At 54.0% G+C, this 22,016-nt stretch carries 25 protein-coding genes; 19 read left to right on the top strand and 6 right to left on the bottom strand.

Annotation, left to right across the window (positions count from 1 at the left end; genetic code table 11):
• Nucleotides 1-278 precede the first annotated feature (278 nt).
• Nucleotides 279-1,139 carry a DNA damage-inducible protein D gene (dinD, locus tag OS112_06695; GenBank protein ID WAC04155.1) on the top strand — a complete coding sequence of 287 codons (861 nt, stop codon included), beginning with the start codon at nucleotides 279-281 and terminating at the stop codon, nucleotides 1,137-1,139.
• Nucleotides 1,140-1,447: 308 nt separating this feature from the next.
• Here the strand turns inward: dinD and OS112_06700 are convergent, their stop codons facing one another.
• Nucleotides 1,448-1,678 carry a hypothetical protein gene (locus tag OS112_06700; protein ID WAC04156.1) on the bottom strand — a complete coding sequence of 77 codons (231 nt, stop codon included), beginning with the start codon at nucleotides 1,676-1,678 and terminating at the stop codon, nucleotides 1,448-1,450.
• A 58-nt stretch (nucleotides 1,679-1,736) separates the two neighbouring features.
• Nucleotides 1,737-1,871 (bottom strand): hypothetical protein, encoded by a 135-nt coding sequence (locus OS112_06705; GenBank protein ID WAC04157.1) that lies wholly within the window; start codon nucleotides 1,869-1,871, stop codon nucleotides 1,737-1,739.
• Between the two features lie 99 nt (nucleotides 1,872-1,970).
• Here OS112_06705 and OS112_06710 point away from each other — a divergent pair, with 99 nt between their 5' ends.
• Nucleotides 1,971-2,177 (top strand): hypothetical protein, encoded by a 207-nt coding sequence (locus tag OS112_06710; protein WAC04158.1) that lies wholly within the window; start codon nucleotides 1,971-1,973, stop codon nucleotides 2,175-2,177.
• Nucleotides 2,174-2,458, top strand: coding sequence for a hypothetical protein (locus OS112_06715; GenBank protein WAC04159.1), 285 nt, complete (start codon nucleotides 2,174-2,176; stop codon nucleotides 2,456-2,458). Before OS112_06710 ends, OS112_06715 begins: the two co-directional genes overlap by 4 nt.
• A 307-nt stretch (nucleotides 2,459-2,765) precedes the next feature.
• Here OS112_06715 and OS112_06720 read toward each other — a convergent pair whose 3' ends face one another.
• Entirely contained in the window at nucleotides 2,766-3,107 is a 342-nt protein-coding gene (locus OS112_06720) for a hypothetical protein (GenBank protein WAC04160.1), read from the bottom strand.
• A 227-nt stretch (nucleotides 3,108-3,334) separates the two neighbouring features.
• On the opposite strand from OS112_06720, the gene OS112_06725 reads away from it, so the two are divergent.
• Nucleotides 3,335-4,048, top strand: coding sequence for a nucleoside deaminase (locus OS112_06725; GenBank protein WAC04161.1), 714 nt, complete (start codon nucleotides 3,335-3,337; stop codon nucleotides 4,046-4,048).
• A 213-nt stretch (nucleotides 4,049-4,261) separates the two neighbouring features.
• Nucleotides 4,262-4,405, top strand: a complete 144-nt coding sequence (locus OS112_06730) for a hypothetical protein (GenBank protein WAC04162.1) — start codon at nucleotides 4,262-4,264, stop codon at nucleotides 4,403-4,405.
• Between the two features lie 234 nt (nucleotides 4,406-4,639).
• On the opposite strand, the gene OS112_06735 is transcribed toward OS112_06730, so the two are convergent.
• Entirely contained in the window at nucleotides 4,640-5,050 is a 411-nt protein-coding gene (locus OS112_06735; GenBank protein WAC04163.1) for a hypothetical protein, read from the bottom strand.
• Between the two features lie 806 nt (nucleotides 5,051-5,856).
• On the opposite strand from OS112_06735, the gene OS112_06740 reads away from it, so the two are divergent.
• A complete protein-coding gene (locus OS112_06740; protein ID WAC04164.1) occupies nucleotides 5,857-6,513 on the top strand; it encodes a DUF3800 domain-containing protein in 657 nt (218 codons plus the stop codon).
• 743 nt (nucleotides 6,514-7,256) lie between these two features.
• A complete protein-coding gene (locus OS112_06745) occupies nucleotides 7,257-7,577 on the top strand; it encodes a hypothetical protein (GenBank protein WAC04165.1) in 321 nt (106 codons plus the stop codon).
• A 386-nt stretch (nucleotides 7,578-7,963) separates the two neighbouring features.
• On the opposite strand, the gene OS112_06750 is transcribed toward OS112_06745, so the two are convergent.
• Nucleotides 7,964-8,542, bottom strand: a complete 579-nt coding sequence (locus tag OS112_06750) for a hypothetical protein (GenBank protein WAC04166.1) — start codon at nucleotides 8,540-8,542, stop codon at nucleotides 7,964-7,966.
• 452 nt (nucleotides 8,543-8,994) lie between these two features.
• Here OS112_06750 and OS112_06755 point away from each other — a divergent pair, with 452 nt between their 5' ends.
• The 10 genes from OS112_06755 (at nucleotide 8,995) to OS112_06800 (ending at nucleotide 17,871) form a co-directional block, all read left to right on the top strand.
• Nucleotides 8,995-9,786 (top strand): 2-amino-3,7-dideoxy-D-threo-hept-6-ulosonate synthase, encoded by a 792-nt coding sequence (locus OS112_06755; GenBank protein ID WAC04167.1) that lies wholly within the window; start codon nucleotides 8,995-8,997, stop codon nucleotides 9,784-9,786.
• A 3-nt stretch (nucleotides 9,787-9,789) separates the two neighbouring features.
• A complete protein-coding gene (locus OS112_06760; protein ID WAC04168.1) occupies nucleotides 9,790-10,575 on the top strand; it encodes a 2-amino-3,7-dideoxy-D-threo-hept-6-ulosonate synthase in 786 nt (261 codons plus the stop codon).
• Nucleotides 10,572-11,558, top strand: coding sequence for a 3-dehydroquinate synthase II (locus tag OS112_06765; GenBank protein WAC04169.1), 987 nt, complete (start codon nucleotides 10,572-10,574; stop codon nucleotides 11,556-11,558). The genes OS112_06760 and OS112_06765 overlap by 4 nt, the downstream gene beginning before the upstream one ends.
• A complete protein-coding gene (locus OS112_06770; GenBank protein ID WAC04170.1) occupies nucleotides 11,521-12,387 on the top strand; it encodes a prephenate dehydrogenase/arogenate dehydrogenase family protein in 867 nt (288 codons plus the stop codon). Before OS112_06765 ends, OS112_06770 begins: the two co-directional genes overlap by 38 nt.
• Entirely contained in the window at nucleotides 12,387-13,175 is a 789-nt protein-coding gene (locus OS112_06775; GenBank protein ID WAC04171.1) for a prephenate dehydratase, read from the top strand. Before OS112_06770 ends, OS112_06775 begins: the two co-directional genes overlap by 1 nt.
• Complete coding sequence (gene aroA / locus OS112_06780) at nucleotides 13,172-14,437, top strand: 3-phosphoshikimate 1-carboxyvinyltransferase (GenBank protein ID WAC04172.1); 1,266 nt, start codon at nucleotides 13,172-13,174, stop codon at nucleotides 14,435-14,437. The genes OS112_06775 and aroA overlap by 4 nt, the downstream gene beginning before the upstream one ends.
• Complete coding sequence (gene aroE, locus OS112_06785) at nucleotides 14,434-15,825, top strand: shikimate dehydrogenase (GenBank protein ID WAC04173.1); 1,392 nt, start codon at nucleotides 14,434-14,436, stop codon at nucleotides 15,823-15,825. The genes aroA and aroE overlap by 4 nt, the downstream gene beginning before the upstream one ends.
• A complete protein-coding gene (gene aroC, locus OS112_06790; protein ID WAC04174.1) occupies nucleotides 15,822-16,808 on the top strand; it encodes a chorismate synthase in 987 nt (328 codons plus the stop codon). The genes aroE and aroC overlap by 4 nt, the downstream gene beginning before the upstream one ends.
• 504 nt (nucleotides 16,809-17,312) lie before the next feature.
• Nucleotides 17,313-17,528 carry an AbrB/MazE/SpoVT family DNA-binding domain-containing protein gene (locus tag OS112_06795; GenBank protein WAC04175.1) on the top strand — a complete coding sequence of 72 codons (216 nt, stop codon included), beginning with the start codon at nucleotides 17,313-17,315 and terminating at the stop codon, nucleotides 17,526-17,528.
• Nucleotides 17,521-17,871, top strand: a complete 351-nt coding sequence (locus tag OS112_06800) for a type II toxin-antitoxin system PemK/MazF family toxin (GenBank protein WAC04176.1) — start codon at nucleotides 17,521-17,523, stop codon at nucleotides 17,869-17,871. The genes OS112_06795 and OS112_06800 overlap by 8 nt, the downstream gene beginning before the upstream one ends.
• A 119-nt stretch (nucleotides 17,872-17,990) precedes the next feature.
• On the opposite strand, the gene OS112_06805 is transcribed toward OS112_06800, so the two are convergent.
• Nucleotides 17,991-18,617, bottom strand: coding sequence for a type I 3-dehydroquinate dehydratase (locus OS112_06805; protein ID WAC04177.1), 627 nt, complete (start codon nucleotides 18,615-18,617; stop codon nucleotides 17,991-17,993).
• A 71-nt stretch (nucleotides 18,618-18,688) separates the two neighbouring features.
• On the opposite strand from OS112_06805, the gene OS112_06810 reads away from it, so the two are divergent.
• On the top strand, nucleotides 18,689-19,309 hold the full coding sequence (locus OS112_06810) for a small multi-drug export protein (GenBank protein ID WAC04178.1): 621 nt from the start codon (nucleotides 18,689-18,691) through the stop codon (nucleotides 19,307-19,309).
• Nucleotides 19,310-19,323: 14 nt separating this feature from the next.
• On the top strand, nucleotides 19,324-21,978 hold the full coding sequence (locus OS112_06815; GenBank protein WAC04179.1) for a U32 family peptidase: 2,655 nt from the start codon (nucleotides 19,324-19,326) through the stop codon (nucleotides 21,976-21,978).
• Nucleotides 21,979-22,016 lie beyond the last annotated feature (38 nt).

Here is a 22,016-nt window from a genome sequence, read left to right on the forward strand (position 1 = left end):
AGTTGTACCAGAATTCCTTCAGGGGTTTTAAGGGAGTGAATGATCTCACTCTCCGACGGCGGATCCCTGCCCGGGCCCTATGTGGAGGTTCAGGTTCCCAGGCATCCACGGTTTGGTATAAACCTGACACGATCAAAAAAAACCCGGAGCCCGGTGCGGGCGTGCGCCGCGGCTCATGCAGTCCCGTTTTTATTTTCACCCTGCACCGTCACACTTTATGTGCCGGAACTTCCGGTATATATTTGGAGAAAGAATATTTTTTTGCCGGGAACCAGGACATGAAACCAGCAATTATCCGACGTCTTCATAAAAATTTCGAGGACTACGTTCACGCACAGGAAGGTGTTGAGTTCTGGTTCGCCCGGGATTTGCAGACACTTCTCGGATATGATGAATGGAGAAATTTTCTCAAGGTTATTGAAAAAGCCAAAGAATCGTGCGAGAAATCCGGTAATATTGTTCCGGACCATTTTGTTGACGCCAACAAAATGGTCTCACTTGGATCGGGTGCAAAACGGGAGATCGAAGATCTCCTCCTTACCCGTTATGCCTGTTACCTCATCGCCCAGAACGGTGATCCCCGGAAAGAAGAGATCGCGTTTGCCCAGAGTTATTTTGCGGTCCAGACCCGCAAGCAGGAGATCATTGAAGACCATATCCGGCTTGCTGAACGGCTGAAGGCAAGAAAACAGCTGAAAGATTCGGAGAAAGAATTATCCCGGAATATTTACGAACGAGGCGTGGATGAATCAGGTTTTGCCCGGATCCGGAGCAAAGGGGATATGGCTCTCTTTGGGGGCCAAACAACCGGCATGATGAAAAACCGGTTGGAAATTCCGGAAAACCGGCCTCTCGCAGATTTCCTCCCGACCGTCACAATTACCGCAAAGAATCTTGCAACCGAGATCACGAATTTCAATGTTACCAAGGAAGATATGCAGGGCGAAGACCCGATCACGGTCGAACATGTCCAGAATAACCAGGATGTCCGCGAGCTGCTCCTGAAGCGGGGAATCCAGCCGGAAACCCTCCCGCCGGAAGAAGATCTCATAAAACTTGAGCGCCGGATAAAAAAACAGGAAAAAACGATAGCGGGCCGGGCAGAGAAAATTTCTCCACAGCTGCGTGACAGCAAATAAGAGAGAAAAGAACTGCCCGGATCCGGGTCCGGAAAACCCTCCTGCCATACCCCCCCACATCCAAAACCACATCCCCTCCGTTCCTGGATTGCAGTAACATCGCTAAATGCGACCTCCCCCATTCCCGCCGGAGAACTGCCAATCATTCCGGCCCGGTTCCTGTGTTTTTCCGAATTACGACCTCTGGTTTTCAGGGAGTAAGGGAAAAGAGGTACAACCGGGCCTTTTAAAGGCTCCGTTGTACCAGAATTCCCACGGGGGTTTCCCTGACGGTTAAAACCCCTCTTTCCGATGTTACCCATAGTGATTCACGCCATCGTCTGTCCCGACACGATCCGTTTGCCCTCGCGGTCGATCTCTACCAGCGCGTCCGGCATGACGAGGAAGAACCGCCATGTCCCGTGCTTGGACCGGATCCAGAGCTCGGCCGTGATGGCCGCATCCCGGGCGATGAGCCGGAGCTGGGCGATCTCGTCCTTGAATTCATCCGTAAGCTCCTGGATCGTTGCAAGAATTGCCGGCGCGAACATGACCCGCACGAATGCGACCGGAATCTTCGAGACGATCGCAATGTCGAAGACCTGCGGTCTTCTCCTCCTACGGGTTTGTGTGAACCCATCGGATATCGAAGACCCGCTCCGGCCCGCTCAATGTCATCTGGATCATGCCACGTGCCTTCGCGATCGGGACCGCTTCTTCCAACGCCCGGTGCGGGCGGGGGCCGCGGCTCATGGGAGGCGCCTCCTTTCATCCGGTGTTGGTCGTCGCTTCCGGCACGAGACACCATTGTAGTCAGAAACCGTAAATAATTACAATACCCATTATTCATTAATGACCGGCCAGAAATGCGCCACCAAGAGAATCCCGGTCTGTCCAGGCACGTGGGAAACCGTCCACCAGCTCAGGAAACCCGGACAGACGTATGACGATGTTATCCGGGATCTTATCCAAAAGGGATCGGAGAACCTCCTTGTTGCTGAAACAGCGCGGATCAGAAAGAGGGGCATGTACGGTTCGCTTTCGGAGATTCGTAAGTGAGTTTTACAGTCCGCATCGACATCGATGCGATCGATTTTATCAATTCCCGGACTGACAAGAGCCGGCGGATCATTGAAAAACATTTAAAAGCGCTCGAAGAAGATCCTTTCCCCGGATCCCGCGGCGACAAGGAACTATTGATTCTCCGGCCGGGTGTGAAGATCTATCGTCTCCATATCGCACGTATGTTCACCGCATTCTACGAGATCGAAGAGAGCACGGTCTTTGTGAACGAAGTCATGACCATCGAGCAGGCCCATAAGAAGTACAAGGGACTTTAACCGGCCTTCCGGACCGAGTTTTGAGTCCGGAAACACCCCAGGCCGGTACCAGCCCACATCCAAAACCACATCCCCTCCTGCTTTCAGCCCCGGTAACATCGCTAAATGCGACCTCCCCCATTCCCGCCGGAGAACTGCCAATCATTCCGGCCCGGTTCCTGTGTTTTTCCGAATTATGACCTCTCAAACCAGAGAAGTGAGGGGAAAGAGGTACAACCGGGCCTTTTGCGGGCTCCGGTGTACCAGAATTCCCGCAGGGGTTCTCAGAAGGGGGGGAATCCTTTTCTTCGACTGTAGCCCTGGCCGTTCACGTAACCGTCTGTCCCGAAACAATCCGTTTCCCCTCGCGGTCGATCTCGACCAGCGTATTCGGCGTGACAAGGAAGAACCGCCACGTCCCGTGCTTGGACCGGAGCCAGAGCTCGGCTGTTATGGCCGGGTCCCGGGCGATGGCCCTGAGCGAAGCGATCTCTGCCTTGTAATATTCCGCAAGTTCCGTAATCTCCGCGAGAATTTTTGGCGCGAACATGACACGGATAAACGCAACCGGCACCTTCGAGATGATCGCAATGTCGAAGACCTGCGGTCTTCTCCTCCTCCGGGTTTGTGTGAACCCATCGGTTATCGAAGATCCGCTCCGGCCCGGCAAGCGTCACCTGGATCATGCCCCGGGCCTTGGCGATCGGGATCGCTTCCCTGAGCGCCCGGTGCGGGCGGGGGCCGCGGTGGATCATGGCCGGCGGGTAATGGAATATCGCTCTCATCAACAGGGAAAAGGTTTTTAACGGAGGATATGTATGACTCTAGCTATACAAAACTGCGATCACTCCGACATCTGTCGTCATTTGAAATAACAACTGAAATGGGAAAATCAACATGAAGAATATCGCAATGAAAGTGTTGCCCGTGGTTCTGTTTTTGGTTCTGCTTCTGGTCCTTGGTGCCTGCATGATGAAACCAGCAGACAACGACACCAGCTGCAATTGCAGACCTTACGGTCAGGTTGTGAGCGGCACTCCGGGCATGCTGAACGTTCCTGACATGAAAAAAATAGTCTCCGGCATCTCAGGGCCGGGATCCGGGGACGGGAACTCCTTTTCGGAGCGGGAAGGTTTTCCCCTTACTCATCAGCAGATCCTGAAACATCTGAGGACGGCCAACGAGGTTGCCAGGGAAGCGAAGGCATCCGGCCACCACCCCTTTGGCGCAGTGCTTGTGGCGCCGGATGGCGAGACGGTGCTGATGAAACAGGGAAACATGGGGGGTCTCTCGCATGCCGAAACAGAGCTTTCACGGCGGGCGTCTGTGCAATACGATCCTGATTACTTGTGGAATTGTACCCTGGTTACGACGTTTGAACCGTGCGCCATGTGCAGCGGAAACATCTATTGGGCCAATATCGGAAATATGGCCTATGGCCTTCCGGAAACCACGTTGAAGAACCTGACCGGCGCAAGCAAGAGCAATCCCACGATGAACCTGCCGTCCCGCACGGTCTTTGCGGCGGGGCAAAAGGCTATCCGGGTGGCGGGCCCCTTTCCGGAACTGGAAGACGAACTGGTTGCCCCCCACAGGGACTTCTGGAAATGAAATCTGCTGTGCTCTCTCTGACGTTATTTCCTTTTTTACCCGGGTAAAGTATCAACCCGCCCCTGGCCGTACTTTTCTTCATAGTTCGATTCACTTAGAAAGAGTAACGGCAGTGGTTCGGATTTGGTCTAACTGCACATGCGGGGATTTTACTCACACCGCTGGATCTTTATTTCTCATTGCCGTTAGAATTACAATAATAGCCGGGTGTATATGATCCAGATGGACCGGCTCACTGTGGATCGTGCGACACCCGATGTCTTCGCAGGTTCTGTGGGAGTGTCCGGCTGTCTGGCACCATCACCTGCCAATATCGGCAACGTCCCAAACCCCATCACCTCCTCTCCCGGGTCGTAGTAACATCGCTAAACGTGACCTCATCAATTCCCGCCTGAGAACTGTCATTTATTCCGGCCCGGATTCCGCGTTTTAACGAATTATGACCTCTGAAATCCGGGGGGTGAGGGAAACGAGGTACAACCGGGCCATTTACGGGCCCCGATAGTAAACGGGAATCATAGAGATTACGAGGAGGAGGGAGCTGAGGGTTTTCAGACCCGAAGCTGGAGAAGAGTCCGCAGGACTCTTCGACTAGGCCGATCCCCCCTCAGTAGCAGCTACCCCGGTCAGGTACGCCATCGTCTGTCCCGACACGATCCGTTTCCCCTCGCGGTCGATCTCAACGAGCGTCGATGGTGTGACCAGGAAGAACCGCCACGTCCCGTGCTTTGACCGGAGCCAGAGCTCGGCCGTGACGGCAGCGTCGCGGGCAACCAACCGGAGCTGGGCGACCTCCTCCTTGAATTCATCCGTAAGCTCCTGGATCGTTGCAAGAATTGCCGGCGCGAACATGACCCGGGCGAATGTGACCGGTACCTTCGATATGATCGCGATGTCGAAGATCCGCTCCGGCCCGCTCATCGTCACCTGGATCAGGCCACGCGCCTTCGCGATCGGGATCGCTTCCTCGAGCGCCCGGTGCGGGCGGGGGCCTCGGCTCATGCTGGCCGCCCCTTGATGCTCATTATTTCTCTCATGGTTTGTTTCACCTCCCTGTGATTCTTTTTTGTCAGGTCGAAGGTCGGCTGATGCCTCCCCTCCGAAGTTCGGCTTGCAGCCTCACTTCTCTTCGCGGAGGTTTGACAAACCTCTGCGATTCTCCTCCTCCAGGTTTTTACAAACCTATCGGATGTCTCTGGGGCCCCTTCGAAGGTCGGCTTCGCCTCCCTTCTCTTCCTCCAGGTTCGAAGAACATTGTTCTTCTCATGTTTCGAGTCTGATGACTCTCAACATTCTGATGAACCTGTCGGATTTGACATACAGCATTGGACTTGCCTATTAATGGCTTTTGATTATGAACGGATTTTTCCGGAGAACGGAGAGCTATCCGGGCGTTATGACCGAATCGGAACTCGGATTTTCCTTTGTTGGAAGGAACAGAAAACGTTCCTTCCAAGCGTTTTCTGCCCTCCGTTTTTTTGTCCGTCGGTCCTGCATCAGTCATTAGAGTCCCTCTGACACTATCTTTAGGTCTGCCAAAGGAAATGGGCTTGGCTGAATAAATTTACCGGAGGGAAATCCGGGAATAATTACCATAGATTGGGAGCAAACGGGGCGCGGATTTTTGAGATCGGTTTTAGCAAAAACGGGACCGGCCCAAGAGGCATGCTGACATTATTAAAAGTAAATTCGCGTTTATTAATTCGCGTTTATTATAACAACAAAGGTACAACATTTCAAAAGATATAGTGTCATTTCAGCATCGCCATTATCTTACAGATAAACATCCCATCCCCTCACCGTTGGGTGTGAACATCTACATTGACGAATCCGGGGATTTGGGTTATCCCGACGGATCAAAATTTTTTGTGTTCGGGGCGATAATTATCAAGAATCATGATGATGAAAAATGCTGCAAGAAACGTGTGACCCGGGCGAAAAGCAAGATACAGAATTATTACCATTATGATGAACTGAAGAGTGCGCACCTCCATGATCACTGCCGGGAAGTTGTGATCCGGGAAATCCTCAAGGGGGATTACGATTTTGCGTATTCGCTGTTACGAAAAGATGATGTAAAACCTGAACTCCGGGATACCTCCGGCTTATACAACTGGCTCGCAGCGAAAACCGTTGAGGAAATTATTATTGAATACGGATTTAGGAGCGATGTCAATGTGATCCTGGACAAATCCCTGTACGGCATCAAGCAGCACGAGTTTAACCAGACCATGATGGCGAGGTCATTCGACCGTTTCAACAAATACCGGAATCTGGAAGTCAGGATCTTTCACCGGAATTCAAAGACAGAATACGGGATCCAGATTGCAGATATTGTTGCGGGAACCGTGTACCAGCATTATACCCGGTATAACCGGAACCCGGCGCATGAACATAATTATTTCCCGAAAATATGCGATAAGACAACAGTTGCGCTGGACTTCTTCAAAGGGAGACGGAAATAAGAAGATGTGAAGCCTTTCCCTACTTTGTCACACCACTGAAAAGTGGCCTCATCCTTTTCGGGAAGGACTTACTCACTGGTATTAGACTGTCCATTATAACCTTATAATTGTTTTTGTATTTCCCATCATCATAATCTGAGATTAATCAATGAAACGAATCTCATCCAGCCGGATAGTCTGATTATGGATGATACACCTTCACATCCCGCCCGCGATCCCTTAACCTTCTGTCACCCGAAATCACGCCGGCAGGCATTCCAGCTACCAGATCACCTGCCATCGTTGCCATCACGCTTGGGTGTACATGGGCACAGGAAGTTTTCACGGAACGCGGGCTGGATTAGGTCCGTAATTGAGCAGGGGGAGCGAATTAGGCCGAGGCAGAGAAGGGGCCGGGACCTGTTGCGGGATCCCGGAAGATGTGGAGGGAAGAAGTACTTTCATACCCGACATGCTCCGACGGTGGCACATCCGAAAGCTCCCCCATTTTCCCATTCCGGCGACCAGGTTTCAGCGAAGACACCTGTCTTCTCGAGTTTCATGCTTTCAGCACTCAACTTCGCAAAACGCGGCCATGTTTGTGTAGTTTGAGGAATTTTATCGACGGGATGGACCGGCCAAGAATGGCCACGTTCCAGCTGAGAATAATTCTTAACGAGGCCTGCAGGACGTGGGAAGACAGGAAACCCCCATTGTCCTAATTATAGAAAATTTTATCTTTTCATATTATAGTATGAGTCATCATGGGACTGTTTGATTTTGGATTAAAGCCACCAACAAAAAAACAACGGAAGAAGCAAACTATTCGACAAAACCAACGAAAAGGAAGGGCTGCTGAAGAACAAGCAATGATGCGGGATAATTTGATGGGCTATGAAACGGAAAGAACTGGGAGAGGACATGATTATAGAAGGAGGAAACGGGATCCTTTAACTGGTCGAGTAATAAAATCTGAAGTCGTTGAAGTTAAATCAGGAAATGCAACGTTATCCCCTCTTCAGAAAAAAACAAAGAAAAAGAAAAGTAATTATCGAGTGGTTAGGGAAGACCCATTCTTTTTTTAAATTCAATATTTTTTGATGAGACAAAGTTTATCGGTTTGTATAGCGATTTCCAACTATGCCATCATTTCTTGCGAAGGGAAAAAAGACCAAAACTAAGCGGCCTGTAAGTTTTACAACCTCAAGTGGAGAAGATGTGAGTTTTAAAGCGCGGCGAAAGCCCCAAAGGAGACATCGAGTCGAATTTTAACGGTTCTTTTTTGTAAATTTTAATGATGATTTTTAAGGGCTTTAAATTACATGAAAAAGAATGCGGAGAGCGATAGGCCGTTTACTTTGAATAAGCATGTCAGACAGAGGTTGGATCAATGGGAAATAATGGTTAGGGCAGAGATTGATTGAGGTTTTGAGTATTTTCCAAATCGAATTATAAATAGTTGATTTTTGATTTAAGATTTTGTATACTTCCTCAATTCCTCTTTTAATTCCGGAATTTGCTCTGCAGCTCGATTAATATTGTCTATCATATCTAGATAAATATCATCAATTATTCCTAATGCTTGTGTTCTTTCAAGATTATTTGATGTTGAATTTGTCAATATTATGGAATAATATCGATTTACATCTTTTCTATCTGTTTCCGCTCTAGTAAGACGGTAATAAAATCTATGGAGTTTTTGGGATAAATTTGGCTCTAATTTTCCAATATCACCAGATTTTGAATAAAAAAGGCCGGTTTCAGGATAAAAAGGATCTATCTTCAATTTTGGCGGGCCCTCAAATTGCGTTGAATCACTATATACGGATACTTCATACAGTATTCCTGGTTCCAAAATTTCTATCTCATTTAAAAAACTATTAGCGATATTTCTATTTTCATTTAAAGAGGTTTGAGACCATTGAATTTGAAATGTAAACCATGTTACTACAATAGAAACAACCGCACTAATGAGTATTAAAAGGAGTGGATACCACCACCTATCAGTTACATTTGTTTTTAAGGGCTCTTTTGGTTTTTTAAGGGTCATAGTTGAGGGTCATCAGATAAATAGTTATTTTCTTTTTAATCTCACATTAAATGTTCACTAATTATAATACCATTCTTAAAAGTAAAGAGTTCCAAAATCGTAGATAACTATAACCCAAAACAAGAGTGCGAGGGATTGGATTCGAACCTGCTCTTTCCCTTACCCCTCAAACCCACCCCATTTATATACCCCTCCCGCCAACACTAATAACCATGCAGGACGAGTGCCACAGCATTCATGAGGGTCTTTTCGCCCGTGAATGTCTTTATCTCTGAAAGCACAAGCCCCGTCCGTTGCATGAATAGCCACATTTCTGAAACGCCAACTGATACTACGACGTCTACGTCCGCGTATCGCTATTCTGGCTTTGGCTTTTATTTCTGGTATTAAGTAGATCCCTTTTTCGTCTGCCGAAAAAAATTCTGCGATGAAAGGGGGAGGTTGTTGTTGTTATGAGAGGAAAAGAAATTCGTCTGGAACGGATAATGAACCGCAATACGAAGAAGACCATCATCGTACCGATGGATCATGGGGTGAGTAACGGCCCGATCCCGGGCTTAATCGACATGTCGCAGACCGTGAACCTTGTCGCCGACGGCGGGGCGAACGCGGTGATCGGGCACATGGGCCTTGCGCTGCACGGCCATCGGCAGGGCGGCAGGGACATCGGGCTGATCCTGCACCTGTCGGCGAGCACGGCGCTCGGGCCCGACCCGAACGAGAAAGTGCTCGTCAATACGGTGCAGAACGCCCTGAAGATGGGCGCCGACGCGGTCTCGATGCACGTGAACATCGGCGCGGAGTCGGAGGCCCGGATGCTCGTAGACCTCGGCGCTGTCTCGGTCGAGTGCATGGAGTGGGGCATGCCGCTCCTCGCGATGATGTACCCGAGAGGAAAGAAGATCAAGAACGAGAACGATGTGGAGCATGTCAAGCTCGCGGCGAGAGTCGCAGCCGAGCTCGGCGCAGATATCGTGAAAACCGTCTACACGGGTGACCCGGACAGCTTCCGCGATGTGACCCGGGGGTGCCCGGTGCCGGTCGTGGTCGCAGGAGGTTCAAAGACGGATGACCGCACAACACTGGAATTGATCGAAGGGGCGATGGCCGGGGGCGCGGCAGGCATCTCGATCGGGAGAAACGCATTCCAGCATGCGACCCCGGACAAGTTCGTCAGGGCTGCGGCATGTATCGTGCACCATGGCAAGGGCGTGGATGAAGCACTGGAAATCCTAAAGGTGTGAAAAATGATTGGAAAAGAGATCAGGATCGAACGGATCATGAACCGGAACACCGGCCGGTCAGTCATCGTGCCGATGGACCACGGGTTCTCGATGGGACAGATTGAAGGACTTCTCGACATGACAAAGGTCATCTCGGACGTGAGCGAGGGCGGCGCAAACGCGATCGTCCTGCATAAAGGCCTCGTCAAGCGGGGCCACCGGAGAAAAGGCCGGGACATCGGGCTCATCATCCACCTCTCGGGATCCACCTCGCTCAACCCTGACCCCAACGACAAGGTGCAGGTCTGCACTGTCGAAGAAGCGATCGCGCTCGGGGCCGATGCAGTATCGATCCATATCAACCTCGGCTCGCCAAACGAGTCCAAGATGCTGGAGATCGGCGCCAATGTCGCCAAGGAATGCAGCCGATGGGGCATGCCGCTTTTAACCATGATCTACCCAAGGGGAAAAGGGATTGACTCGTTCTCGCCCCAGTCTGTCGGGCATGCCGTCCGGGTGGCAGAAGAGCTGGGTGCAGACCTCATCAAGACCAACTACCCGGGTGATCCCGAAGCATTCAGGAAGATCGTGAAGGCCTGCTCGGTCCCTGTCTTCATCGCAGGGGGCGAGAAGACCGGCGACCTGGAATCACTCAGGATCATCCGGGACTCGGTAAAAGTCGGGGGAGCGGGTGTCTGCGTCGGCCGGAACGCCTTCCAGCGCGAAGACACGAAGTCCTTTGTACAAGCCCTCTGCCAGGTTGTCCACGACGAGGTTGACCCGGAGAAAGCGCTGGGGAAGAAGAGATGAAGCAGTTCTGGGTCGATATCCGCCCGTGGAACAAGGAGATTGCCACAACCGCAATAGAGAGCGGGGCGGACGCGGTCGTCGTCGATAAAGCAGCTGAGATAAAAAAACTGGGACGGATCACCACCATTGCACCGGACGGCGACCTGAAAATCGGCACCGATGTAGCGGAATGCACCATCACGGACAAGGCAAGCGAGAACAGGGCAGCCGCAATAAAGGATAAAAAATTCATAATCGTCACAACGAGTGACTGGACGGTCATCCCGCTCGAAAACCTTGTCGCGCAGTCCGACCGTATCATCGCGAAGGTGAAGGATCCAAAAGAAGCCGAGCTCGCCCTCACCGTCCTTGAGCGGGGAGTGGCCGGCATCCTGCTTACAACAAAAGATCCGGCAATCATAAGGACAGTTGCGCAGCGGATCAAGGCAGCAACCAGGCAGGTCAACCTTATCCCCTTCACCGTAACGAAGATCACGCCGGTCGGCATGGGCGACCGGGTATGCGTGGACACCTGCTCGATGCTCGAGGACGGGCAGGGCATGCTGATGGGCAACACCTCGTCTGCAATGCTCCTGGTCCATGCCGAGACGCTGGAGAACCCGTACGTCGCACCAAGGCCGTTCCGGGTGAACGCCGGGGCAGTCCATGCCTACATCCTGATGCCGGACGGGAAGACGGCCTACCTCTCCGACATTGCGATCGGCGGTAACGTGCTTGTCTCCGGTGCGGACGGGAAAGCCCATACGGCAATTGTGGGCCGGACCAAGATCGAGCGCCGGCCGCTCCTGCTCGTGGAAGCGGAAGCAGAAGGTGCAAAGGTCAGCCTGATCCTCCAGAATGCCGAGACGATCCGGCTTGTGAAAGAAGACGGGAGCGCAGTCTCCGTTGTCCACCTTGCGCCGGGAGACAGGGTCATGGGATGCGCCCTTGAGGGAGGGAGGCATTTTGGCATCGCGGTCAAAGAGACCATCACCGAGAAGTGAGCGCGTGAAGGCGGGAATTATCGGCGGCACAGGGAAGATGGGCAGGCTCTTTGCCGAAGTCTTCAGGAGGGCAGGGTACGAAGTCATGGTCTCGGGGAGATCAACAGGGACTACGAGCCATAACATCGCAAAAGAGTGCGATATCATCATCGTGTCCGTACCTATCCGCGAGACCGTGCAGGTCATCGAAAAGATCGCCCCCCTGCTGAAAAAAAGCCAGCTCATCTGCGATCTCACGTCGTTAAAAGCCGGCCCGGTCGCTGCGATGCTAAAATCAAAGGCGGAAGTGATCGGGCTCCACCCGATGTTCGGGCCCACCGTGAACTCGCTCCGGCAGCAGACCATCATCGCATGCCCGGTGCGTGCAAAACCCGCATCCACAAAAGCCCTGCTGGCGGTATTCCGTGCGGAGGGCGCCGTCTGCACGATCACGACACCGGATGAGCACGACCGGATGATGGCTGTCGTCCAGGGGCTCACCCACTATGTCACGCTCTGCATGGCCGATACGATCCGCAGGCTCGGGATCGATATCGGTGTCACCAGAGCGTTCATGAGCCCGGTCTATGCGATCGAGCTCTCGCTTGTCGGGCGCCTGCTCTCGCAGGACCCTTCCTTGTACGGCAGCATCCTGCAGGAGAACCCGTTCGTGCCCGGGATGCTTGCTGCATGCAAGGATGCAGGCAGCGAACTTACTGAAGTCATCGCGTCAGGAGATCCTGACAGGTTCAACGCGTTCTTCTCCCGGAACACGCGCCACTTCGGCGATTACTGCGCAGAAGGCATGGTAACGACCGACGAAATGATCGAAAGGCTGGTGAACCGGTGATGACATTTGTGCTTGGCCCTGAAGGGACATTCTCCCACGAACTCGCGCTCCGGCTCAAAGTTGAGGATATCCGGCTGTTACCCACCATCCACCGCATCTTCGAAGCGGTCGGAAGGGGCGATGGCGACGGGATCGTCCCGATCGAAAACTCCGAGGCCGGCGGCGTGGGTGCGACACTCGACGGCCTGATCCAGCAGCCGGTCTCCATCACGGCCGAGATGTATATGCAAATCGACCACCACCTTGCCGCTTACGTGCCGCTGGAACGCGTAACGAAGGTCTATGTACACCCCCAGACCCATGAGCAGTGCAGCGAAGAGATTGAGCGGTGGGGAATTCCGGTCGTGCACACGAACAGCAACGCGGAGAGCGCTCTCAAGGTGCAGGAGGACAGGACAGCGGCCGCTATCGTATCGTCTTTTTCCCTTGCCTGCTACAGGCTGCCCGCGATACAGGAACACGTGCAGAACAATCCCGACAACATCACCCGGTTCGTACGGATCTCAAAAGACCCCTGCACCGACGAGCATGCCGCCAAATGCAGCATCATCATCGACCCGAGCGCGGACCGGACCGGGCTCCTCCACGACCTGCTCGCGGTCTTTGCCGTAAAGAAGATTAACCTGACAAGGATCGAGTCCCGTCCCTCGAAGAGGGGGATCGGGAATTACGTATTCTTCCTCGACTACGCGATGTCGCCGGGATACAGGGATGCGATTACGTACCTGAAAACAATGACAACGATAAAGGAGCTGGGCTGCTATACCAGAATTGAGGTGCCGGATTGATCATGACACCCTCCCGCGTGCAGGGAGTTGACGTAAAATTTTACGCCCCGCCTTCGAAGAGCTTCACGCACCGGGCGATGGTCATTGCAGCTTGTGCAAACGGCATGAGCATCCTTCGCAATCCTCTCGTTGCAGAGGATACGGATCTCACGGCGGGCGCACTGGAAGCACTCGGGGCACGGGTCCACCGGGGGCCCGGGCTGATCAGGATCGCCGGGTCAGACGGCCATTTTACCACAGGCGACCAAAAAAATCTCGACCTGCAGAACTCCGGCACAAGCCTGCGCCTGCTTGCCTCCCTTGCCCTGCTCTGCGATCAACCCGTTGTCCTGACCGGCAGCCCGCGGATGCAGGAGCGCCCGATCGGGCCGCTGGCTGATGCGATAAGCTCGCTCGGGGGGACGGTTGAATTTCCGGGCAGGCCCGGGTACCCGCCCATCCGGGTCAAAGGCCCGCTCAGGGGAGGAACGGCGACAATCGACGGGAGCATAAGCAGCCAGTTCATCTCATCCCTGCTCATTGTCGCACCCTACGCAGAGGAACCGGTGGAACTTGTTCTTCCGGTCCCCCCGGTGTCCGGTTCATACCTTGACCTGACCGTACATATCATGAAGGCATTCGGGGCGCGGGTGATTGCACAGGACCATACGGGGTTTTCTGTCAGCAACCGCAAGAGGTACCAGGCACGCACGTACGAGATCGAAGGCGACTATTCGTCCGCATCCTACTTTTTTGCCATCGCTGCAATCTGCGGCGGCAGGGTGACTGTTGAAAACCTCAACCCCTGCTCGGTGCAGGGCGACCGCCGGTTCCCTGAGCTGCTCCGCCGGATGGGCTGCTCTGTCAAGGAAGGGGCTGAATCCATTACTGTCGAAAGGACCGGACCGCTCTCCGGCATCGAGTGCGATATGTCATCGTCACCCGACACGGTCCAGACGCTCTGCATGGTCGCCGCAATGGCCGATACCCCGACGACCGTCACCGGGATCAGTCATTTAAAGTATAAAGAGAGCGACCGTATCACCGGCACAGCCGGCCTGCTCAACAGTCTTGGGGGAGATGTGCGGGCAAATACCGATAAAATTACCATCAACCCGTCCCCGCTCCACGGGGGCGTCATCGACCCGGCAGGCGACCACCGGACTGCGATGAGCTTTGCGGTGCTCGGGCTTGGCATCGGAGGGATCACCATAGAACATGCAGAATGCACAAACAAATCGTTCCCCGGTTTCTGGGACGCGCTTAAAGGAGCGGGACTATGAAGCGGATCGTGTTTACCGGCTTTCGGGGGACCGGCAAGACCGAAGTCGGAAAGATCGTGGCAGAAAAACTCGGTCTGCCGTTTATCGACACCGATACGCAGATCGAACTGGTGACAGGGCGGTCGATCCCCGATATCTTCCATGAAGAGGGAGAAGAGCGGTTCCGGACTGTCGAGCGGCAGGTGATTGCCGGCCTTCCGGCAGAGGACGTCGTTATCAGCACCGGTGGCGGGGCGGTCGTAAACCCGGTAAACATGGTACACCTCCGGAACAGGAGCGTGATGGTGCTCCTGTATGCCGACATCGATACGATTGAAAAAAGGATGAGCAGCAAACCCCGCCCACCGCTCACCGGCCTCCCGCTGCGCGAAGAGATCGCCGAGATGATGGACCGGCGGCGGCACCATTACCACGCGGCAGGCGATATCTGTATCGATACGAGCGAAACAACGCCCGCCGCAGCGGCAGACAACGTTATCCGGACCATGAGTACCGGCACCGTCACAGACGACAACCGTAAAGCCGCGATCGCATTTTTCAAAACCGGGCGGATCAACCCGGTAGCATTAAAGAAACTGTGTGATATCCTTACCGGAAAAGACCGGGACCCGCTCACCAGGATCATGGGGGTTGCGGGGTACCCTGCCGCCCACAGCAAGAGCCCGCCACTCTTCAATGCCCTCTTTGAAAAATACGGGATCAACTGCCATTACACGTTATTTGAAGATCCCGAACTCGATGAGATCATGAGGGTGGCGCGGCAGCTTGATGTACGGGGGCTTTCAGTCACCATACCGTTCAAGCAGGAAGTAGTAAAGCACCTCGATGAGGTCGATGAGCATGCAGCCCGGCAGATCGGCGCTGTCAACACGGTAGTATATGCCTGCGGTTCGGCGATCGGATACAACACGGACTGGCTTGGGGTACGAAAGCCGCTCATCTCATTAAAAGGCGCCGATGCCGTGCTGCTGGGCGCCGGTGGTGTCGCAACAGCAGCAGCTTATGCGATGAGGGATCTGGACATGAAGGTGACCATTTTAAACAGGAATCCCGATAATGCAAAAAAACTCTCAGAGCGATTCGGCTGCTCGTACGGCGGATTTGAGGATCTGGGCAGGCTCAAACCTGACCTCATCGTAAATGCAACCCCGCTGGGCATGAGTCCCGATGACCACAGCCCGCTCACCGATGATCAGCTGAAAAGCGGCATGACGGTCTACGATCTCGTCTATACGCCCCCTGAGACCCCGCTGATCCTGCAGGCGCGCCGGCTCGGGTGTACGACGATCACCGGCACCGAGATGTTTGTCGAGCAGGCAAAAGAGCAGTTCTACCTCTTCTTCGGGATCGATGTCCCTGAACAGGCAATCCGGGAGCTGGTCGAATGAACACGTTAGGCAGGAACTTCCGTATCACGACCTTTGGCGAGAGCCACGGGAAAGCCCTCGGCGTTGTCATCGATGGCTGCCCGGCCGGGCTGGAACTTTCAGAACAGGATATCCAGCCCCTGCTCGACCGCCGCCGGCCTGGCAAGAGTTCACTCGAGTCCGGCCGTGCCGAACATGACAAGGTGCAATTTCTCTCCGGCATTTTTGAGGGGAGGACAACCGGCGCGCCGGTTGCCATAGTCATTGGAAACGAGAATGTCCGGCCGGAGGACTATGATGCCCTCCGCGACGTTTTCCGGCCCGGGCATGCCGATTTTACGTACCATGAAAAATACGGGATCCGCGACCACCTTGGCGGAGGAAGGAGCTCCGGTCGGGAAACAGTGGCACGGGTGGCCGCAGGTGCCGTGGCCATGAAGATCCTGTCGGAAAGTGGGATCACCGTCAGCGGCCGGGTCCTTGAGGTGCACGGGAAAACATCTCAAAACGAGATCGGGAAAGAGATCCTTTCTGCAAAAGAGGCAGGTGATTCGGTCGGCGGGATTGCAGAAATTACAGCGAACGGCTGCCCGGCCGGCCTTGGCGACCCGGTCTTTGGCAAGCTGGACGCTGCAATCGCCGGCGCCATGATGGGGATCGGTGCGGTCAAAGGGGTCGAGATCGGTGACGGGTTTGCAGCAGCAAAACGGTTCGGGAGCGAGAACAACGACCAGATGACCGGGGACGGGTTTATGAGCAACCATGCCGGAGGCATTCTCGGCGGCATCTCATCCGGGCAGGACATTGTAGTGCGCATCGCGGTGAAACCGACGCCATCGATTGCAAAGGCCCAGCAGACCCGGGACATCCATGGCAATGAGGTCGAAATCTCGGTAAAGGGACGGCATGACCCGTGCATTGTCCCCCGGATTATTCCGGTTGCAGAGGCGATGCTGGCTCTGGTGCTTGCCGACTGCCTGCTGGAGCAGAAGAAGTACCGGTAATTTTTATTTTTTTTCAGGCTTTATGAGCGGGTTGCTGGTCCTGCACTTTTTAGATCCGGCAGCAACATCCGGCGGTCTTCGAGGAATGCTGACGCATTCCTCTCGTATTCGTGATTCTGATGACTCACTCATCCTTCGAAGAATACTGATGTATTCTTCTCGTCCTCGAATCTCGCTTTGCTCAATTTTTCGGAGTTCGAAAATACTGATGTATTCTTCTCGTCCTCGAATCTCGCTTTGCTCAATTTTTCGGAGTTCGAAAATACTGATGTATTCAGGAGAAGGACACAGTCCTTCTCCTGCCGCAGATCTCTGACCTGGCGGCATTCTCATCTTTTTGGTTTGGAGAGGTTGGCATTAACCTCGACAACGAGAAGGCTGGCTGAAGCCAGCCTTCGAATCCTGATGACCTTCAGGATTTCCGTGAGTAAGACTGAACACGGTTTTTATCTTTTCCACAACACTGATAATCTAAGAATCTTATATTCTAAGTTGTGAGAGCCTATGCCTGACACGACACTCGTCAAGGTTTCATCCAAGGGACTCGTCACCCTCCCGAAAAAGATCCGGTCCCAGCTCGGTATCCATGACGGGGATTACCTGACAATCTCTTCAGACAAGAACAAGATCATCTTTCGGAAAGCCAAAATCGAGATCGATTATGATAACCCGGACGATGCATGGAAGGAGTATACGAAGAAAAGGCTGATGCATGAATGAACCGGCACAGGGATCGGTTGTCCTTGTGGATTTTACTTATTCCAATCAGGCAGAGTCCAAGGTACGCCCGGCACTTGTCGTAAGCAATTCCCGGTATAACACGATCTCCCGGGATGTGATCGTCATGAAAATCACATCCCGGAAACCTAATATGATGGCGGTCAGTCTGACAAACAAGGATCTTCAGGAAGGATCGCTGAATCATCCAAGTTACGTCCAGGCTGACGGGATCTATGCCCTTGAAAAAGCACTCATCTGCGACACAATAGGTATCGTTCAGCCAGAAAAAATGCAGGAGATCAGGGATCTGGTTGCAGATCTGTTCTCTTCAGATTCCGAATAAATTATTCCGGGTGCTTGGTGCTCGTCCGGCGCTGGTGGATCAGAAGGCAGAACCCGGCCCTCTTCCGGAAGTCCGATTAGACCTTCTCCCGGGCAGGTGCAAAAAAAACAGCGGGCGAATTACCGGTCCAGCAGTTTCATTGCCTCTTTTGCCTCAGCAACAGAATACTGGCCGTCAGCGGTAGGCGCCCCTGCATGACAGTAGATGAATTCCGAGCCAAAAAGCGGCAGGATGAGACGGGCGTACCGGAACCCTTCACCCATGACACCGGTAATTACCGGTTTTCTCGCGGCATGGGTAAACGAGATCATCTCGATGATGTCCTCTTCGTTCCTTGGGGTCGCGACAACCTTGGGGATGTCGCCATATGCACGGAGCTCGCGCTCCCTCCCGAAGAGTTCAAAGAGCGAGGGCATGTCCTTTGTGTGATAGGACGCGATGACCGCGACATCCTTTGCCCGGACGACATCTGCATGAGTGGAGAACCGCTGCTCGATATCGACGTAATCCACGTGCGGCAGGACCGGCCGGATCACCCGGATCCAGTCCCCGGAATCGCCCTTGAACCTGCCCCCTTCTTCAGCTGACCGCAGCGTCGCGATGACCGGCAGCCGGGCCTGCTCCCGGCACTCCCTGACTCTTTTGAGAACATCCCCCTCACAGAGATCAAGCCGTATTTCGATCAGGTCGGCTCCTGCCGCTGCGGGAATCTGACAGGGATCGGTGAGCGAGGCAACGATTTTCATGGTGATATGATCTTGTGGCACGTACTATGTTAAAAAAAGGTGCCCGCAGTTGGGGTGAGATATGCATCCGGGTGTCCCCTGTCATCAATGCAAACCCTGCAGCAGGGCATGGATACTGTTTATTTCATCCCCGCCATAACCTTAAGAACAGCCCTATGGAGGACGTACCGGTAACCCACTATTTTGAGCACCTCGGCGTTGCGGTGATAAAATTCGTACTGATCGCCATCGTCCTGCCCCTCCTCCCCGTCCTTGCGTTCAGGGACTCCCTTGCCCCAACCATTGCCCTGATGACCAGCACCTTTCTGATCGAGTATGGCGCGGCACCCATCGGGATCGGGATGGGTCTGCACCCGTTTGTTGTCCTCTTTGTGCTCACCTGCATCGCTGTGGGCGTGACCCTTTTCCTTTTTGATATCTTTGACATGATGGGCGAACATTCAGAACGCGTCGCACGGTTTTTAAAAGATTCGGGAGAACGTGCCCGGAAATCGAAGATCCTCTCAAAATACGGCATCTACGGTCTCGTGCCCTGCGTCATGACACTTGGGTTCTATGCATGTCCGCCTGTCGCATGGGTCTTTGGCTGGCGCCGTGATATGTCCATCATGATGATCATGACCGGGTACATCGCTGTCTCGGTTCTCACGGTGCTCATCTCGCTGGGCATTTTTGACCTTCTGGTGAAATAAAAGATTGACCTGACATGTTGCATACCGCCTTTAAGCAGAAGGATAAAAAAATTCCCGAACTCCTTGCTCCTGCAGGGTCGCCGGAAGCATTCCGTGCGGCAATATCTGCCGGGGCAGATGCAGTCTACCTGAGCGGAAAACAGTTCGGCGCGCGGATGTATGCGAGGAATTTTACAGGGGACGAGATAGAAAAATCAGTTGCGTATGCCCATGTCAGGGGAGCCCGGGTTTACGTCACGGTCAATACCCTGGTCCATGACCGCGAGCTCGCGGGCGTGGGTGAATATCTCGTATGGCTCTACTCCACCGGTGTTGATGCTGTGCTGGTGCAGGACATCGGCGTTGCAGCGCTCGCCGCATCCATTGTCCCCGGCCTCCCCCTTCACGCATCGACCCAGATGACGATCCATAATGCGGAGGGAGTGCGATGGGCAAAAGACCATGGGTTTTCCCGTGTCGTCCTCGCCCGTGAACTTTCCCTTGAGGAGACAGAGGAGATCGCACGCGACACGGAAGGTACCGGGGTCGGCCTTGAAATATTTGCTCACGGTGCGCTCTGCTACAGTTATTCCGGGCAGTGCCTCCTCTCGTCGCTCATCGGGGGGCGGAGCGGCAACCGGGGGATGTGTGCCCAGCCCTGCCGGAAACCTTACGCGCTGGTCAGCGGGACACCGGACAGGTACGGTCGCCCGGTATCCTTAAGGGAACTCCCGGTTGCCGGCCGCTACCTCCTTTCTCCAAAGGACCTCTGCACTTATCCCGGACTAAAACGCATTGTCCGGTCAAATGTCATCTCGCTCAAGATTGAGGGAAGGATGAGATCGCCGGAATACGTTGCCATTGTCGTGTCAGCGTACCGCAGGGCGCTCGATGCCCTCGCACAGGGTGACTTTAAGCCGGATGAATCGGATGAACGGGACCTGACGCTCGCGTTCAACCGCGGGTTTACGACTGGATACCTTTTCGGGCAGCGGCACTCTTCGCTGATGGGCAGGGAACAGCCGGATAACCGGGGGCTCCTGGTCGGGACGGTAACCGGATACAACACCCGGACCAGGGAAGTAACGGTCCAAAAGACAATTGACATCGGACTGTCTGCGGGTGACGGGGTGGTATTCCGTTTCTTGGAGAGTCCTGGCGACGACCTCGGGTTCTCCCTCAATACCATGCCCGTTGAGGAAAAAGGCACTGTCAGGTTCATTGTCCCTGGTCCGGTAAAGAATGGCGCGCTCGTGTTTCTCACCTCCAGCGTTGCACTCGCGGCCCGGGCGCGACGGATCATCAACACGTCCCCCTCTGTTTTCCCGCGCCCGGTACCGGTCGATCTTGACGTGCAGGTGGACAAAGACGGCATGGTGATGCTTGACGGCAGGATCGACATGGGAAATGAAAAGAAGGTTCCGGTTTCACTCATCCCGACGGTCAGGTTAACACCCGCCCGCACCCGCCCGCTGACAGGGGAACAGTTCGAATCGCAGATGAGAAAGACCGGGGGGACCCCTTTTGCTGTGCGCAGGTTCAGCCTCGGTTATGATGGCGGGATGTTTGCACCCGTTGCAGAACTCAACAGGATGCGCCGGGAATTCCTTGTAAAAGCTTTGGACGCGCTCGTCAGGGCATCACAGCCTCCTGATACCAAAATCAGGCAGGCACAGAGCCGGTTGAAAGCACTGGAAGGCCGGTTCAGCACTGATGGCTCCCACCTCATACATCATGTTCCTGGACTCCCGGAAATCAGCGTGTATGCTGACAGCATCGCGGTGGCAGGGGCTGCCGCAGCAGCAGGATGCGATACCATCATCTTTGAACCCGGTTTTTATGACCCGACACGGGAATTGTGCAGGCGTGATCCCCCCCAATCACTTAAAGAACAGGTCCATGCAGTGCTTTCGGTCTGCAGGGATGCGAAAATCCCGCTGGTCTTAAAACTCCAGAAGATCACCGGGAGATCTGAACTGGACAGGGTGCGGGCGCTGCTCCCGTCACTCAGGGGAAGCGGGCTCATGGCAGTGATGGTGGATAGCACAGGGGCGGCAGCCGCAATCCGGGATATGGTGCCGGAGATGCAGCTTGCAGGGTCAGCCGGGCTCAACGTCTTCAATCACCTGACCGTAAAAAGCCTTTCACCATGGTTCTTCCGGCTTACGTTATCCCCTGAACTCTCAGGAGATGAGATACGGGATCTGGTCAGTCTTGCGCGACGGGAGGGGTGTACGGCCCGGTTTGAACTGATCGTGCAGGGAAATGCCGAAGCAATAGTCTCTGCAGACTGTCTGCTACAGCCACATATCCGGTGCACGGCAGGCAAAGGAGACTGCCAGGGACCGGGGACATTCTTTGGGATCAGGGACAACACCGGAAGGATATTTCCCGTGCGGACTGACGGCGCATGCCGGACCCATGTTTTCAATGCCGTTGAGACCTGCCTTCTTGATTATATCCCTTCGCTCGTGCAGGCCGGTGTCGGTGCAATTGCAATCGATGCGCGGGGCAGGACTCCTGACTATGCAGGACAGATGGTGCGGATCTACCGTGAGGCAATAGGAATAAAATCTCTGGACATTACGGTTGCAAGGAAGCGTCTCATCTATCTCAAGGAGGAGGCAAAGAGGATTGCCATGGGCGGGATTACGGCAGGACATATCGTCAGGGGCTTGGCAGAATCGTAACAAAAACCATGCAAAGCCGCTCCCAAATATTCATCAAT

Origin of the sequence: Methanoregula sp. (assembly GCA_026625165.1) — an archaeon.
Classification (GTDB): domain Archaea; phylum Halobacteriota; class Methanomicrobia; order Methanomicrobiales; family Methanospirillaceae; genus MVRE01.

Excerpts from the sequence above, each read along its gene's own strand:
- OS112_06795 (WAC04175.1), top strand. The coding sequence starts at position 17,313 with ATGCCTGACACGACACTCGTCAAGGTTTCATCCAAGGGACTCGTCACC.
- OS112_06755 (WAC04167.1), top strand. The coding sequence starts at position 8,995 with ATGAGAGGAAAAGAAATTCGTCTGGAACGGATAATGAACCGCAATACG.
- OS112_06815 (WAC04179.1), top strand. The coding sequence starts at position 19,324 with ATGTTGCATACCGCCTTTAAGCAGAAGGATAAAAAAATTCCCGAACTC.
- OS112_06705 (WAC04157.1), bottom strand. The coding sequence starts at position 1,871 with ATGAGCCGCGGCCCCCGCCCGCACCGGGCGTTGGAAGAAGCGGTCCCG.
- OS112_06800 (WAC04176.1), top strand. The coding sequence starts at position 17,521 with ATGAATGAACCGGCACAGGGATCGGTTGTCCTTGTGGATTTTACTTAT.
- OS112_06745 (WAC04165.1), top strand. The coding sequence starts at position 7,257 with ATGGGACTGTTTGATTTTGGATTAAAGCCACCAACAAAAAAACAACGG.
- OS112_06760 (WAC04168.1), top strand. The coding sequence starts at position 9,790 with ATGATTGGAAAAGAGATCAGGATCGAACGGATCATGAACCGGAACACC.
- OS112_06710 (WAC04158.1), top strand. The coding sequence starts at position 1,971 with ATGACCGGCCAGAAATGCGCCACCAAGAGAATCCCGGTCTGTCCAGGC.
- aroE (WAC04173.1), top strand. The coding sequence starts at position 14,434 with ATGAAGCGGATCGTGTTTACCGGCTTTCGGGGGACCGGCAAGACCGAA.
- dinD (WAC04155.1), top strand. The coding sequence starts at position 279 with ATGAAACCAGCAATTATCCGACGTCTTCATAAAAATTTCGAGGACTAC.
- aroC (WAC04174.1), top strand. The coding sequence starts at position 15,822 with ATGAACACGTTAGGCAGGAACTTCCGTATCACGACCTTTGGCGAGAGC.
- OS112_06765 (WAC04169.1), top strand. The coding sequence starts at position 10,572 with ATGAAGCAGTTCTGGGTCGATATCCGCCCGTGGAACAAGGAGATTGCC.
- OS112_06750 (WAC04166.1), bottom strand. The coding sequence starts at position 8,542 with ATGACCCTTAAAAAACCAAAAGAGCCCTTAAAAACAAATGTAACTGAT.
- OS112_06735 (WAC04163.1), bottom strand. The coding sequence starts at position 5,050 with ATGAGCCGAGGCCCCCGCCCGCACCGGGCGCTCGAGGAAGCGATCCCG.
- OS112_06805 (WAC04177.1), bottom strand. The coding sequence starts at position 18,617 with ATGAAAATCGTTGCCTCGCTCACCGATCCCTGTCAGATTCCCGCAGCG.
- OS112_06725 (WAC04161.1), top strand. The coding sequence starts at position 3,335 with ATGAAGAATATCGCAATGAAAGTGTTGCCCGTGGTTCTGTTTTTGGTT.
- OS112_06775 (WAC04171.1), top strand. The coding sequence starts at position 12,387 with ATGACATTTGTGCTTGGCCCTGAAGGGACATTCTCCCACGAACTCGCG.
- OS112_06730 (WAC04162.1), top strand. The coding sequence starts at position 4,262 with ATGATCCAGATGGACCGGCTCACTGTGGATCGTGCGACACCCGATGTC.